This window comes from Pseudoxanthobacter soli DSM 19599 (assembly GCF_900148505.1).
Lineage (GTDB): Bacteria > Pseudomonadota > Alphaproteobacteria > Rhizobiales > Segnochrobactraceae > Pseudoxanthobacter > Pseudoxanthobacter soli.
Genome location: NZ_FRXO01000002.1, coordinates 367,578 through 381,377, shown reverse-complemented (window position 1 = coordinate 381,377; position 13,800 = coordinate 367,578). Strand labels below are relative to the sequence as shown.

Genomic DNA, 13,800 nt, shown 5'->3' with positions numbered 1-13,800 from the left:
CTAGTCCGGGCTGGCTGCGGACGCGGGAGCCTCGGGCGGCGGCAGATCCGCCGCGATCCGCTCCGCCATGTACGGGAAGAACGGGTTCGACTGCATCCGCATGATGAAGTCCATGCCGACCACCAGCGCCCGGCTTTCCCCGCGGGAGGAGAGCGTGCCGAGCGAGATGCCGAAGTCCTCCGCAGGCGTCTCGGCCGGATCGAGGCCGTAGAGCCCATCCGACAACGGAAACGGCACGGCGATGTGGGATAGCGAATAGACGTCGTGGGGATAGGTGAGCGGCAGAGGAATCGCGGTCGTGCCCGTCGCCCCGGCTTCTGTGACGAGTGCCTCCATGTCCGGCGTCGCGCGGTTCCGGTTGGTGACGACGATCGACCGGAACGGCCGCGGCGCGGGGGGCAGCAGGTCCGACAAGGCAGCGAGCGTGCTCGGGCGAAACATGGCGAGCGAATCGACGTCGGCATTACGGTTGATGTCGAACAGCACGAGTTCGCTGCGCGCCTCGGCCAGCACGGCGTGGAGCGCGTCCACGACCGCTGCCGTGCTGACCGTGGTGTCGAGGACGGAGAGAAACGTCTGGACCGGTGGGAACTCCTTCAGGCTGTCGTCGCCGGCGTGGCTGGCGATGGCCTCCTGCACGGCCTGCGTCAGCAGGTAGGATTGCCGCGCGGCGTTCACCGGGAAGGAGTTGTACTTGAACGGGTTGAACTCGGGCAGGATGTTGAGCCATGCCGCCTTGGCGAAGGCAGGCAGCACCGCCGGAAGGGCCGCGAGCCCGGCGAAACGGGCGAATTCCGTGACGCCGACCATGGGTGACAGCAGAACAACCTTCGCCGGCCGCGGCAAAGCGCTGTCGTCGAGGCTGTCGAGGGTATAGAGCAGAGCGAGCGCACCGCCGTTCGAATAGCCGACGATATGGATCGGGCCGTCCGGCCCCGCCAGCCGCCGGGCCTCGCGCATGGCGAGGCGGGTCGCGGCCATCCAGTCCTGCCACGTGCCCTCGGTGAGGCCTCCCGGTACGGTGCCGTGCCCCGGTAGGCGCACGCCCACCGCGACGAAACCCCGTGCCGCATAGAGATCGGCGACATGGCGCAGGCTGTAGGGCGAATCCGTCAGGCCATGGAGCAGCACCACGGCTCCGCGCACCGCTCCGGACGGCATCATCTCATAGGAGCGGTTCCAGTCCTTCGCGAAGCCGGGCGGGTAGATACGGCTGCCGCTGAAATAGCGGTTGATCGGCGTGCGGTCCTCGGTGTCGAGCTTCTCCGTGACCTGCGTCCGCACGCTCTGGAACGCCTTGTCCTCCGCAGCGAGGTAGGTCTGCCAGTCGCCGTGGTCCATCTCGGCCACGGAGAGTTCGTGCGGTACGAAGCTGTGCCACGGCTCAAGCGGAGGGCCGCGCTCGACATCCCATATGCGCACGGCGAGGAGCGTGACGAGGACCGCGGCCGCGACCAGACCGATCCGTTTCGCGACGGTCAGGAGACGCTTGAACATCGGCCGCCGGCGCGCTGGCATCGTCTGGCATCTCCGAAGGCGGGCCGAAAGAGGCGGTTGCCCGCCGCGCCGCGGCCGGAACGGTCGGGTCAGATATCGTAGACCATCGCCCGGCCGGCCGTCTGCGCCTGCTCGCGCATGTCGGCGATGGAAGCGCGGTCGAGCACCTCGGCCATGGCGTCGCGGGCCTGCAGCATCATCAGCCGGACGGAACAGGTCGAGACGTCGGCACAGTCGTCGCAGGGCAGGTAGGCCGTGCGCGAGGCGCAGCCGATCGGCGCCAGCGGCCCGTCGAGCACGCGGATCGCCTGGCCGACCATGATCTCGCCCGCCGGCCGCGCCAGCGCGTAGCCGCCGCCGGGGCCCTTCTTGCTGCGTACCAGTCCGGCATTGCGCAGGTCGTTGAGAATGGCGTCGAGGAACTTCTTGGAAATGTTGTTCTGCTCGGCGATCTGGGCGGCGAGCGCCGTCTGCCCTGCCGGCAGGCCGGCCAGGTGAACCAGCGCCTTCAGACCGTACTTTCCCTTGTTGCTGAGCATCGAACCGATCCGTCCGCAGAGGCGGGCCATTCCCGTCAGGCCGCGGGAAGCGCTTGCACGAGTTTAGGAAAAACAGCCGCCGGAGTGCAACATGGCGGCGTACCGCCGGGCGTGGTCTACGCGGCGCGGGTGGCCTCGGCAACCGGATATCATCAATTCCCGCGCCGTTTCTAGAATAATGATCCTCGCGGCCCGCCCGGTTGCCCGGCGCAGCCGCCTCCCGGGCCCACTCGTCCGTGCTCAGGCCTCCGCTGTGGAGGAGATGGTGCGGGAGAACAGCAGTGTCTCCCGGCCGTCCATGACGGCGGAACGCCGGTCGCGGAAGCCGGCCTTCTCGGCGACGCGGATGGAAGGCGCGTTGGCCGGATCGATCAGGCAGACGCTGCGGGAGAACCGCCGCTCCCCGTCCAGCCACGTCAGCGCCGCCGTGAGGGCTTCAGTGGCGTAGCCCTGCCCATGCGCCCATGGCGCAAGCGCCCAGCCGGCTTCGGGCAGGCCCTTGATCGAGGGTTCCGTGTCGCGGTGGAAGTCGGCGAAGCCGAGATCGCCGGCATAGCGGCCGGATGCCTTTTCGCGAACGGCCCAGTACCCGAACCCGAGCAGCGGCCACAGGCCGCGATATCGCAGCAACCGCAGCCAGGATTCACGCGGTGTCGCGGGCTTGCCGCCGAGGATGCTGTCGACGATCGCAGGGGCCTGCCACATCGCGGCGAGCGGTTCGAAATCGCGTACGCTGTGGCCGCTGAGGAACAGTCTCTCGGTCTCCAGCACCGGCGGCACGGACGTGGACCCGATGATCTGATCGTCGTTCATGCCGACATCCCAATGCGTGCGGCCGTACGGGATCGCTTAGCACAGAAAGGCGCGATCGGACGCGAAGCCCGCAGATCGGGGCGGCCGGGAGACGAGCGGATGATGATCTTCAAAAGGGAAGTGGTGCCCAGGGGCGGAATCGAACCACCGACACTGCGATTTTCAGTCGCATGCTCTACCAACTGAGCTACCTGGGCGCTCGCGACAGGCGGAAGCCGTCTGCAGCGGACGAGCGGCTTATAAGGGCTTCGGCGCGGCCTGTCCAGCACCGAGGAAACATTCTGCTTCGTTGCTGTGGGTAACGATCGCGGCGGCGGCACCGATGGCCGAAGAACGCTGGAAATGCTGGCGAAAACGCGACGCAACGCGGCGGCCGCAAGAGCGTGATCAGCCGTAGCGCGGCCGGCCGCCGCGGACACGGCGAAACACGCCGGAGCACGCCCGCCCGCCGAGAGCCATGGCGATGAGCGCGAGGAAGAAGCCGGCGCCCGCCGCGACGAAGCCTTCGATCGTCACGGGAACGGCCGGCTCGAAATCGTCGAGCGTGCCGTCGACGAGCGCCGGGTCGTAGTGGGTCGCGATGGCGGCAACGCGCCCGAACGGGCCGGAGGTGCGATAGGCCTGGTCCTGCGCGGAAAGATCGTCGTAGCGGTGGATGGTGCGCTCCATGCTCGCCGCCCTGTCCTGGATGAACAGATCCGAACTGATCCGCATCTGGTCGAGCGCCTGCTTGCGGTCGAGGTCGTTGCGCTTGGCGTCGGCATCGAAATCGGCGACCACGGTCTTGAGCTCGGCCAATGCGCCGCCGAGCCGCTGGCGATATTGCTGGCCGAATTCCGGGGCTTGCGAGAACACGATGCCGACAGCGCCGGCGACCGCGATCGCTCCGGTGCGCCTGACGGTCTTGAACGAGGCCATCCGTCTTCCTCCTCTCGCGCTCGCTCGGGCCGAGGCTGCGGGAAGGAACAACCCGCGGCTCACGGGACCGATCCCCCCGCATCAGGGATGTTCACCCGCAGCCCGCGCGAGAGCAAGGACGCATGCCCGGCAGATGTTGTCCGGGAGATCTCGCCATGCGGACAACGGCGATGCCCGCAGATCCGGGCTCAACAGTTCCAGTCAGCCGCCGATATCGATGATCCCGGCTGCGCCCGTCTCTGTTCCGAAGGCGAGGTTCAGTCCGTCGCGGCTCCAGGCGAGCGCAGACACGGTGGTGCCGTCTGCCGGGCGCAGCATCACCGAGGCGCCGTCCGACATGCGCGCGGCCAGAATGGCACCATCGGAATAGCCGATGGCCGTGACATCGTCGCTTGGATGGCAGGCGACGGCCGTGGCGACGCCGTCCTGCCGGAAGCCCAGTTCCGCCGGCGGCTTGCCCATCGGGCCGTCCTTGAAGTGGAACGGCCAGAGCACCGCGGCATTGGCGCCGGCGGTCGCGAGAAACCGGCCCTTCGCCGACCAGGAGATCGAGCGCACCTTGGTCGGATAGCCGGTCATGCGCATGTGCTTGCCGTCGGCGAGCCGCCAGCCGTGCAGGGCGTTTTCCTGCATCGTGGTGACGAGATAGCGGCCGTCCGGCGAGAAGGTCGCGCCGGTATGCATGCCCTTCCATTCGAGAGACTGCGACGGTGCGTCGGTGGCCGCCCACCAGAGCGTCACGCCGTCATAGCGCGCGACGGCGAGGCGCAGGCCCTTGGGGGCGAAGGCGAGGCCGCCGACCGCGCGAGGATGCTCGAAGGCGCGTTCGCTGCCGTCTGCCAGCTTCACCCATGCCGTCCGGCCGGATGCGAAGGCGACGGCGCCGCCCGGCCCGGCCGCAAGGCGGTCGATCCACTTGCGGTCGCGCGTCGCCACGGTCTCGGCCTTTCCGTCAGCCGCGATGCGCACGACGCGCCCATCGTCGCCGCCGGTGACGAGCGCACGGCCTTCAAGGTCGGTCACGGCGGCAAGCAGGCCCCCGTTATGGGCGGTAACGGCGATTGGCTCACCGCCCGAGGCGAGCCGAACCGTGCCGTCGCCAAGGGCGAAGGCGGGCGTGTTGCCCAGGAAGGCGGTGGTGACGACGTAGGCGTCGAAGGCGAGGGGGCTGAGCGACGGCACGGCGATCCTCAGGCGGCGGAGCAGGCGGCGAAGCCGGCTTCGAGCTTGGCCCGATCAAGATCGCGGCCGATGAACACGAGGCGGCTTTGGCGCTTTTCGCCGGGTGCCCACTGACGCTGGTGGTCGCCCTCGATGATCATGTGGACGCCCTGGATGACGTAGCGCTGCGGGTCGCCGGAGAACGACAGGATGCCCTTGAGACGCAGGATGTTCGGCCCCTGCTCCTGGGTCACCTTCTGGATCCACGGGAAGAACGTGGTCACGTCGAGATCGCCGGCCGAAAGCGAAACGCTCGAGATGCCCGCCGCCTCGACATGGTCGTGGTGGTGATGATGGTGATCATGATCATGATCATGATCATGATCGTGGTGATGATGGTCGTGGTCGCAATCGGGACCGCAGGTGTGATCGTGGTCGTGCCCGGCCTCTTCCAGGAAATGCGGATCGAGGCTCAGGATGCGGTCGAGGTCGAACGAGCCGCGGTCGAGCACCGCACTGAGCGGCAGCGCGCAGCGTTCCGTCCGGTGGATGGTCGCGAACGGGTTGATGGCGCGGATGCGGGCCTCGATCGCCGCGAGTTCTTCCGGCGTGACGAGGTCGGACTTGTTGAGGACGACGATGTCCGCGAACGCGATCTGCCCTGCGGCTTCGGCGGTGTCGGCGAGGCGCAGCGCGAGGTGCTTGGCATCCGCGACGGCGACGACCGAATCGAGCGCGGCGGCGGCGCGAACGGTGTCGTCCATGAAGAAAGTCTGCGCGACAGGGGCCGGGTCGGCGAGGCCGGTCGTCTCCACCAGAATGGCGTCGAACGCGCCGCGGCGCTTCAGGAGGTTCTCGACGGTGCGGATGAGGTCGCCGCGAACGGTGCAACAGATGCACCCGTTGTTCATCTCGAACACTTCCTCGTCGGTGTCGACGAGCAGGTCCGCATCGATGCCGATCTCACCGAACTCGTTGACGATGACCGCGTAGCGCTTGCCATGGTCCTCGGTGAGAATGCGGTTCAGGAGCGTGGTCTTGCCGGCGCCGAGGAAGCCGGTCAGCACGGTCACCGGGATGCGGGCATCGGGAGCGGAGGCCGACACGGTGGCGTTCGACGTGGAGGCGTTCGACATGGGGTCGTTCCTTGGATGCGAACGAAGTCGTAAACGTTCGGACGATGTCGCGGGGGATTCGAGCCTGGCAGGGGCGGGCCGCATCCCGTATGGGCATCTCAAATAGTCTTTGCGAGGCGGCGGGGGAAGATGCCGGTGCCTCATAATGTCCCCCCGCCCTCGCGCGGACGCCGGCGGAGTACACCATGACAGAGCAGTCCGGTCCCGATCGCGATCCGCATGCCGGTCACGGACCGGGGGCCGGGTACGGCATCGCGGGCAGCCTTGCCGCCGGCGGTCACCGGCTGCCGGTGCGCATCTATTACGAGGACACCGACTTTTCCGGCATCGTCTACCACGCGAGCTATCTGCGGTTCCTGGAGCGGGGACGGACCGACTTCCTGCGCCTCATGGGCATCGGCCATCGAGAACTCGCGGATGGGCGGCACGGCGAGCCGCTGGCGTTCGCCGTGCGGGCCATGACGCTCGATTTCCTTGCTCCGGCGCGGATCGACGACGTGGTCGTGGTCGAGACGGCATTCAGGTCCGTGGGCGGTGCCCGGCTCGTGCTCGCCCAGAGAATCGTCGTCGGGGAGGGCGCCGGCGGTGGAGCGGGCCGCGTTCTGGTCGAGGCCGAGGTGACCGTCGTCGTCATCAGTCCCGAGGGCAAGCCGCGGCGGCTTCCTGCGGCGCTGAGATCCCGCCTCGGCGGTGCCGGTGCACCGCCGGAGGCGCCTTAGTCGCGCACGCCGCCGAGCGCCGCCTCGCGTCCTGCGGGTCGCTGCTTCCACCAGCGCATCAGCCGGTTGTGGACCGGCTTCTCGAACGCCTCGTAGACGACGAGCGAGCCGGCCACGCTGCCCACGACGATGAGCACGCCATAGAGCCAGTCCGGCACAAGCGCCTCGAAGCCGGGGATGCGCATCACCATCGCGCGCACCGCGAGGATGGCGAACAGGTGCGTGATGTAGAGCGAGTATGAGGCGTTGCCGAGATAGACGAACAGGCGGGTCACGCTCCCCTTCGCCTCGATGGGCGGTCCCAGCACGGCCGCCGCGACCAGGATCGCGGCCGGGATGCCCCAGTGCAGCACCCGCTCCGCGCCGGTCGGCGTCACCTGCCACGACAGCAGGCCCGCCGCGACGAAGGACGCGGCCACGAGCGCGATCCGCGGCAGGCGGCCGAGTTTCACCCCGTGGCGCCACATCAGCGCGATCCACATGCCGAACGCGAATTCCAGTACGATGGGCTCGAACCAGGTCGAGAACGGCGGCGGCAGCGAGACCGCCCGGTCGAGGACGACGAGGGCGACGAGCAACGCCGTGACGGCGCTCACCGCATAGAGGCGCGGCAGCACCAGCGCGCAGGCGAACAGGACGTAGAACAGCATCTCGTAGTTCAGCGTCCAGCCGACGGTGATGATCGGCCCGAGGGTGCCGTCCTGGGGAACGAACAGCAGGGAATGGGCGAGGCTCGACCACGTCACCAGCTCTGTGCTGCGCGAGAACGCCAGAATGGCGGCTGCGAAAGCCAAAGTGGCGGTCCAGTAGAGCGGCACGATGCGCATCAGGCGGCGGGCGAGGAAGTCCCCGATCGCTCCCGGTCGCTCGAACATGCGCTGCGACGACACCACCATGATGAAGCCGGAGATGACGAAGAAGATGTCGACGCCGAAACCGCCATATTCGATGCGCGGATAGGCCGGATCGACGACGCCGGTGCGGTTCACGACCGAGATGTAGGCGTGCAGCACGACGATGAGCAACGCGGCGATCGCCCGGAGAATCTGGATCGAAACGAGCATAGCCGTGGCCCTGCATGAATCGCCGCGGCGGGGCGGTCGTGATTCGCCATCTACGGTGAAATGCAGCGGAGCCGCAAGGAAACACTGCGTTCGGGTCGCCGGCAGTGGCATCGGAAGCACAGGCGCCCATTGCACATGCGATTTCGACGCAAGATCCAATTTTCGACACGATTGACGGGAAACACAGACCTCGATTCTTTAGGCGCGGATCCGACTCGTGCCGCGTCAGGGTGCCGACGCGGCGGGTCAGGTCCGAAACGGTGCCGAAGACCGTTCGGGGTCGCCGCCCACCACACTCGTTCTTGTTCACGACCACCATCACGAGGTCGATCAGACCATGAATCCCGCTGACGTGGCCAGCGAAGCGCTCGCCGCTCCGACCGGCGATATTTCGCTGATCGGTCTGTTCCTCCAGGCCCACATCATCGTGAAAGTCGTGATGCTGGGCCTGCTGTTCGCCTCCATCTGGTGCTGGGCGATCATCATCGACAAGCAACTGCTCATCACCCGCACGCGGCGGCAGATGAACATGTTCGAAGAGGCGTTCTGGTCCGGCCAATCGCTTGAAGAACTTTATCGCAGCCTCTCCGGCCGGGCGAATGCCGGCCTCGGCGCGCTGTTCGTCGCCGCGATGCGCGAGTGGAAGCGGAGCCATGAAGGCCAGCGTCCGGCGCTCGCCTCGCTCACCCAGCGCATCGACCGCGTCATGAACGTCTCCATCGCGCGGGAGATGGAGCGGCTGGAAAGGCGGCTGCTCGTGCTCGCGACCGTCGGTTCGGCCGGGCCGTTCATCGGTCTGTTCGGCACGGTTTGGGGCATCATGACGTCGTTCCAGGCGATCGCCGCTTCCAAGAACACCAACCTCGCGGTGGTGGCGCCCGGCATCGCGGAGGCGCTGTTCGCGACCGCGCTCGGCCTCGTCGCCGCCATCCCGGCGGTCATCGCCTACAACAAGCTCTCGGCGGAAGTCGGCGAACTCGGCGGCCGCATGGAAGGCTTCGCCGACGAGTTCGCGGCCATCCTGTCGCGGCAGATCGACGAGCGGATGTGACATGGGTGCCGGTGTCGACATGGGCGGCGGCGGTGGCGGGGGACGGCGTCGCCGTCGGTATCGCCGCCGGGTGATGAGCGAGATCAACGTCACGCCGCTCGTCGACGTGATGCTGGTGCTGCTTATCGTCTTCATGGTGTCCGCGCCGCTGCTGACGGTCGGCGTTCCCATCGATCTGCCGCAATCGCGTGCCAAGCCGATGCAGGACGATCAGGAACCGATCACCGTCTCGATCAAGCCGGACGGCGAGATATTCCTCCAGGACACGCCGATCACGGCGGAAGAACTGGTTCCTAAGCTGCAGGCCATCGCCACGCAGGGCTACGACGAGCGCATCTTCGTGCGCGGCGACAAGAGCTCTGACTACGGCACCATCATGCAGGTGATGGGACGGCTGAGTGCGGCGGGCTTCCGCCGCATCGGTCTCGTGACCTTGGAGGAGCAGGGCGGCTGATCGATGCGTCTCGATCCCGGAGCCACCATTTCGACCGTTGCGCACGTCGCCATCCTGGTATGGCTGACGGTGGCGTTGCCGTCGCCCGATGCGCTGCCGTCCGCGCCGGTCGACGCGCTGCCGGTCGATCTCGTGCCGATCTCCGATGTCACCAACATCCACAAGGGCTCCAAGAGCGCGCCGAAGACCGATGCCGCGCAGGCATCGCCTGTCGAGACCGCGCACAAGGACCGTCCCGGCGAGGATGTCGGCGACGCGACCAAGACGCTCGATGCGCCCCCGACGCCGAAGCCGGCCGAGCGCGCCGTGACGCCGGCGACCGAGGCACCGCCGCCGCCGCCGTCGCCCGATCCCGCGCCGGTTACCGATCCCACGCCGCCGCCTCCGCCGCCGGCCGAGCAGCAGGCCGCGGCGAAGCCCGCCGCCGAGCCTCCGCCGCCGCCCGCCGAAACACCGGATCCGGCCCCGCCCGAGCCGACGCCCGATCCCGCGCCTCAGGAAACGCCGCAGGACGCCCAGCAGCAGGCGAACGCCACGCCCGCGCCGCCGAAGCCCGTCGTGCCGCAGGCCAAGCCGACGCCGCCGAAACCGACGCCCAAGTCCGACGCCAAGAAGACCGATACGACGCAGAAGCCGGACAAGGCCGAGACCAAGAACTTCTCGGATAACATCGCCGCGCTTCTGAACAAGGCTGCGCCCTCGGGCGGCGGCACGGCATCGGCGAAGGACCCCGTCGCGCTCGGCGCCCCGAAGGGCAAGGGCAGCGGCAAGCTGAGCCAGACCGAACTCGACGCCCTGCGCGGCCAGATCGCCCAGTGCTGGCGCTTCGAGGGTGGCGTGATGGATGCGAACGATCTCGTGGTGCGGCTGGAAATCCACCTGAACCCCGATGGAACGCTCCTCGGCACGCCGAAGGTCGTGAACTCGAGCGGCAATCCGGCGTTCCAGTCGGCGGTGCTGAGCGCCCGCGTTGCGGTGCTGAAGTGCCAGCCCTACAAGCTGCCGCTGGAGAAATACGACACCTGGAAGGATGTCATCGTGAATTTCGATCCGCGGGAGATGATCGGGGGCTGATCCGACCTTCTGCCACGTGACCCATTCGCTCCTCCCTGCCGCGGGCCGTGCCGGCGCGGGGAGGGCCTCAACAGCTTGAACGTTCGATGCGCAAACTTCTCGGGGACAGCTTCACCATGACCACTCATCTCGCGGCGGTGTTGCCGCGCTCCGCCGAAGGGCTTCGACGGGCCGGACCCGGAACCGCTTTTGCCGGCGTGGGGCTGGAAGCACTGCGCGCCGCCCGGCGGTTCGCCGTGGTTGCCGCCGCCACGGCCGCGCTCGCGCTCGGCTTTGCGCAGCCGGCATCGGCGCTGGTCGAGATCGACGTGACGCAGGGCACCGTCGAGCCGCTGCCGATCGCGCTGCCGAACTTCCTGAGCCAGGGCGATATCGGCGCGCAGATCACCGCCGTCATCAGCAACGATCTCGCCCGCACAGGCCTGTTCCGTCCGGTCGACCCGGCCTCGTACATCCAGAAGATTTCCGATCCCAATGCTGCGCCGCAATTCGCGGACTGGCGGGCGATCAACGCCCAGGCGCTCGTCGTCGGATCGGTCGAGACAGTCGGCGGCAATCTCCAGGCCAACTTCCGTCTGTGGGACGTGTTCGCCGGCGAACAGATGGCCGGCCAGCAGTTCACCACGACGGCCGCCAACTGGCGCCGCCTCGGCCACATCATCGCCGATGCCATCTATCAGCGGCTGACCGGCGAGAAGGGCTACTTCGACACCCGCGTCGCTTTCGTGTCCGAGACCGGACCGAAGATCAACCGCGTCAAGCGCCTCGCCATCATGGATCAGGATGGCGCCAACGTGCGCTATCTGACCGATGGTGCCAGTCTGGTGCTGACGCCGCGGTTCTCGCCGACCAACCAGGAGCTCACCTACATGAGCTACGGCAAGGCGGACCCGCAGGTCTATCTGCTGAACCTGGAAACCGGCCAGCGCTCCATCCTCGGCAACTTCCCGGGCATGACGTTCGCCCCGCGGTTCTCGCCCGACGGCAGCAAGGTCATCATGAGCCTGCAGCAGGAAGGCAACGCCAACCTGTACGTGATGGATCTGCGCAGCCGCGCCACCACGCGCCTGACCAGCACACCGGCCATCGACACCAGCCCGAGCTACTCGCCGGACGGATCGCAGATCGTGTTCGCGTCCGACCGTGGCGGCAAGCCGCAGCTCTATGTGATGCCGGCCAGCGGCGGCGGCGGAAACCGCATCTCGTTCGGCGACGGCAGCTATTCGACGCCGGTCTGGTCGCCGCGCGGCGATCTGATCGCCTTCACCAAGCAGACCGCCGGCCAGTTCCAGATCGGCGTGATGAAGCCGGACGGTTCCGGCGAGCGCATCCTGTCGTCGAGCTTCCACAACGAGGGGCCGACCTGGGCGCCGAACGGCCGTGTGCTGATGTTCTTCCGCGACACCGGTGGTGCCAATGGCGGGCCGCAGCTCTGGTCCGTCGACGTCACCGGCCGCATGGAGCAGCGCGTGCCGACGCCCGGTTTCGCCTCCGATCCGGCGTGGTCACCGTCGCTCGATTGACACGCTCGAACCCTTTTGCGCAGCGGCCGCCGCTTTCGGCCGCTGCCGTCTTGACCCGGGCCGGCTTCTCACGGATTAACCATCGAGACGCGCGGCTTGTTTCCGGTTGTTGGACAGTGCGCTGCCGGCCCCCGGCATTCTGAGGAGTGACCCTGACATGATCGCCACCCTGGCGCACGCCCGCGCCTTCAAGTTCGCCGCTGCCTTTGCCGGCGTTCTCGCCGTCGCGGCCTGCGCCGACAAGAACCAGCAGTCCGTGACCAGCGCCGGCACCGCGACCCCCGGGTCGCCGCAGGACTTCGTCGTCAATGTCGGCGACCGCGTGTTCTTCCTCGTCGACCAGACCGACCTGTCCGACGCCGCCCGCGCCACGCTCGACCGTCAGGCGCAGTGGTTGAACCGTTACACCCAGTACACGGTGACGATCGAAGGCCATGCCGACGAGCGCGGCACCCGCGAATACAACCTCGCGCTCGGTGCCCGCCGCGCCACCAACACCCGCAATTACCTCGCCAGCCGCGGCGTTGCGGCCAACCGGATGCGGACGATCTCCTACGGCAAGGAACGCCCGGTCGCGGTGTGCGACGACGAGTCGTGCTGGTCGCAGAACCGCCGTGCTGTGACGGTGCTGAACGGCGCCGGCAGCTGATCGCGGCTGTGCAGGCCGCTGCGGATCGGTAACGAGCCGCGCGGCTTGCTGTGCATACTTCCAGCGGGCTGCCGCGCCGGATACCGGCCGGCGGCCCGTTCTGTTTCCGGTACCGGCGGAACCGGCTATGCTCCGCCTTAGGCTCCTGCCGCTGTCTCTGCGTGCGAGCCTGATGAGGCAGGGAGCTTGCGATGCTTGAGTTCTTTCCGGTTGCCTGGACGTCCTGGGTCGCCTTCGCCGGCGCGTCGGCCGTGCTCGTCCTGATCCCCGGTCCGACCGTCCTGCTCGTGGTCTCCTACGCCCTCGGGCAGGGCTGGCGTACCGCCCTGCCGATGGCGATCGGCGTCGCGCTCGGCGATTTCACGGCCATGACTCTGTCGCTCGCTGGTCTCGGTGCCGTCCTCGCTGCCTCGGCGACCGTCTTCACCGCCGTCAAGTGGATCGGCGCCGCCTATCTCGTGTGGCTCGGCATCAAGCTTTGGCGGGCCGGCGGCTTGGCGGATGCAACCCCGCGCACCGATCGGTCGGGCGCGCTGCGGATGCTGGCCCACGCCTGGCTGGTCACCGCGCTCAACCCGAAGGGCATCATCTTCTTCGTCGCGTTCCTGCCCCAGTTTCTCGACCGCTCCGCACCGTTCCTGCCCCAGATGCTGGTGTTCGGCGCCACCTTCATTGTGCTCGCCTTTGCCAACGTGATCGGCTACGCGCTGCTCGCCTCGCGGGCGCGCCGCGCGATCCGGCGGCCCGGCGTCCTCAGTCTCGTCAACAAGGTCGGCGGCGGCCTTCTCATCGGTGCCGGCGTCGCGACCGTCGGTCTTCGCGCCTCCCAGGGCTGAGCGGTCCCGCGTCCGAACAAACTTTGGACCAAGTCCGATTCGATTGATGAAGCCTTAACGGTCCATCGGCTGCGACATCGGCTGCGACATGGACTGTGATTGGCGAACGAACGGGGGCCCGAAGGCTTGAGCGCCTGAAGGCTCGGGCTCTTCTGCCGACGCGCCGGACGCTGCGCCGCGGCGACACAAATCGCTCTTGATTAAAATGCCGGACCGTTGCCCGATCAGGTCGTTCATTCAACCGGACAGGGGTCCAAGGGGTAGCGAGGCAATGGTGGCGGTATTTGGCGGAATGCGGGCGGCGGCTCTGCCCGGGCGGGGGCCTGCGGGCGAGCAGGGGGGTGCCCGGCCTGGAGGCGTCCTCGC

General features: G+C 67.9%; 14 protein-coding genes and 1 tRNA gene. 7 read left to right on the top strand and 8 right to left on the bottom strand.

The window, feature by feature from the left end:
* The 7 genes from BUF17_RS06140 to BUF17_RS06110 all read right to left on the bottom strand — a co-directional run bounded on the left by BUF17_RS06140 (window position 1) and on the right by BUF17_RS06110 (window position 6,064).
* A complete protein-coding gene (locus BUF17_RS06140; protein ID WP_073626617.1) occupies window positions 1-1,518 on the bottom strand; it encodes an alpha/beta hydrolase in 1,518 nt (505 codons plus the stop codon).
* A 68-nt stretch (window positions 1,519-1,586) separates the two neighbouring features.
* Entirely contained in the window at window positions 1,587-2,036 is a 450-nt protein-coding gene (locus BUF17_RS06135) for an RrF2 family transcriptional regulator (RefSeq protein WP_073627204.1), read from the bottom strand.
* A gap of 240 nt (window positions 2,037-2,276) precedes the next feature.
* Window positions 2,277-2,849: a GNAT family N-acetyltransferase gene (locus BUF17_RS06130; protein WP_073626615.1), complete on the bottom strand. Its 573-nt coding sequence runs from the start codon at window positions 2,847-2,849 to the stop codon at window positions 2,277-2,279.
* 121 nt (window positions 2,850-2,970) lie between these two features.
* Window positions 2,971-3,046 (bottom strand) — tRNA-Phe (locus BUF17_RS06125).
* Between the two features lie 190 nt (window positions 3,047-3,236).
* Window positions 3,237-3,767 (bottom strand): DUF2937 family protein, encoded by a 531-nt coding sequence (locus tag BUF17_RS06120; protein WP_073626613.1) that lies wholly within the window; start codon window positions 3,765-3,767, stop codon window positions 3,237-3,239.
* A 201-nt stretch (window positions 3,768-3,968) separates the two neighbouring features.
* The gene (locus tag BUF17_RS06115; RefSeq protein ID WP_073626611.1) at window positions 3,969-4,949 is read right to left on the bottom strand and encodes a WD40 repeat domain-containing protein; all 981 of its coding nucleotides are present in this window, start codon (window positions 4,947-4,949) and stop codon (window positions 3,969-3,971) included.
* A gap of 8 nt (window positions 4,950-4,957) precedes the next feature.
* Window positions 4,958-6,064, bottom strand: a complete 1,107-nt coding sequence (locus BUF17_RS06110; RefSeq protein ID WP_073626609.1) for a CobW family GTP-binding protein — start codon at window positions 6,062-6,064, stop codon at window positions 4,958-4,960.
* Window positions 6,065-6,249: 185 nt separating this feature from the next.
* On the opposite strand from BUF17_RS06110, the gene BUF17_RS06105 reads away from it, so the two are divergent.
* Complete coding sequence (locus BUF17_RS06105; protein ID WP_084564140.1) at window positions 6,250-6,783, top strand: YbgC/FadM family acyl-CoA thioesterase; 534 nt, start codon at window positions 6,250-6,252, stop codon at window positions 6,781-6,783.
* On the opposite strand, the gene BUF17_RS06100 is transcribed toward BUF17_RS06105, so the two are convergent.
* Window positions 6,780-7,847 (bottom strand): acyltransferase family protein, encoded by a 1,068-nt coding sequence (locus BUF17_RS06100; protein ID WP_073626607.1) that lies wholly within the window; start codon window positions 7,845-7,847, stop codon window positions 6,780-6,782. The genes BUF17_RS06105 and BUF17_RS06100 overlap by 4 nt on opposite strands.
* 337 nt (window positions 7,848-8,184) lie before the next feature.
* Between BUF17_RS06100 and tolQ the strand changes: the two genes are divergently transcribed.
* The 6 genes from tolQ (at window position 8,185) to BUF17_RS06070 (ending at window position 13,434) form a co-directional block, all read left to right on the top strand.
* A complete protein-coding gene (gene tolQ, locus BUF17_RS06095) occupies window positions 8,185-8,898 on the top strand; it encodes a protein TolQ (RefSeq protein WP_073627200.1) in 714 nt (237 codons plus the stop codon).
* Between the two features lies 1 nt (window position 8,899).
* Entirely contained in the window at window positions 8,900-9,352 is a 453-nt protein-coding gene (gene tolR, locus BUF17_RS06090) for a protein TolR (RefSeq protein ID WP_073626605.1), read from the top strand.
* A gap of 3 nt (window positions 9,353-9,355) precedes the next feature.
* The gene (locus tag BUF17_RS06085) at window positions 9,356-10,426 is read left to right on the top strand and encodes a TonB C-terminal domain-containing protein (protein ID WP_073626603.1); all 1,071 of its coding nucleotides are present in this window, start codon (window positions 9,356-9,358) and stop codon (window positions 10,424-10,426) included.
* Between the two features lie 116 nt (window positions 10,427-10,542).
* The gene (gene tolB / locus BUF17_RS06080; RefSeq protein WP_084564238.1) at window positions 10,543-11,949 is read left to right on the top strand and encodes a Tol-Pal system beta propeller repeat protein TolB; all 1,407 of its coding nucleotides are present in this window, start codon (window positions 10,543-10,545) and stop codon (window positions 11,947-11,949) included.
* A 157-nt stretch (window positions 11,950-12,106) separates the two neighbouring features.
* Window positions 12,107-12,598: a peptidoglycan-associated lipoprotein Pal gene (gene pal / locus BUF17_RS06075; protein WP_073626601.1), complete on the top strand. Its 492-nt coding sequence runs from the start codon at window positions 12,107-12,109 to the stop codon at window positions 12,596-12,598.
* 191 nt (window positions 12,599-12,789) lie between these two features.
* Entirely contained in the window at window positions 12,790-13,434 is a 645-nt protein-coding gene (locus BUF17_RS06070; RefSeq protein ID WP_073626599.1) for a LysE family translocator, read from the top strand.
* The last annotated feature ends 366 nt before the right edge of the window (window positions 13,435-13,800 follow it).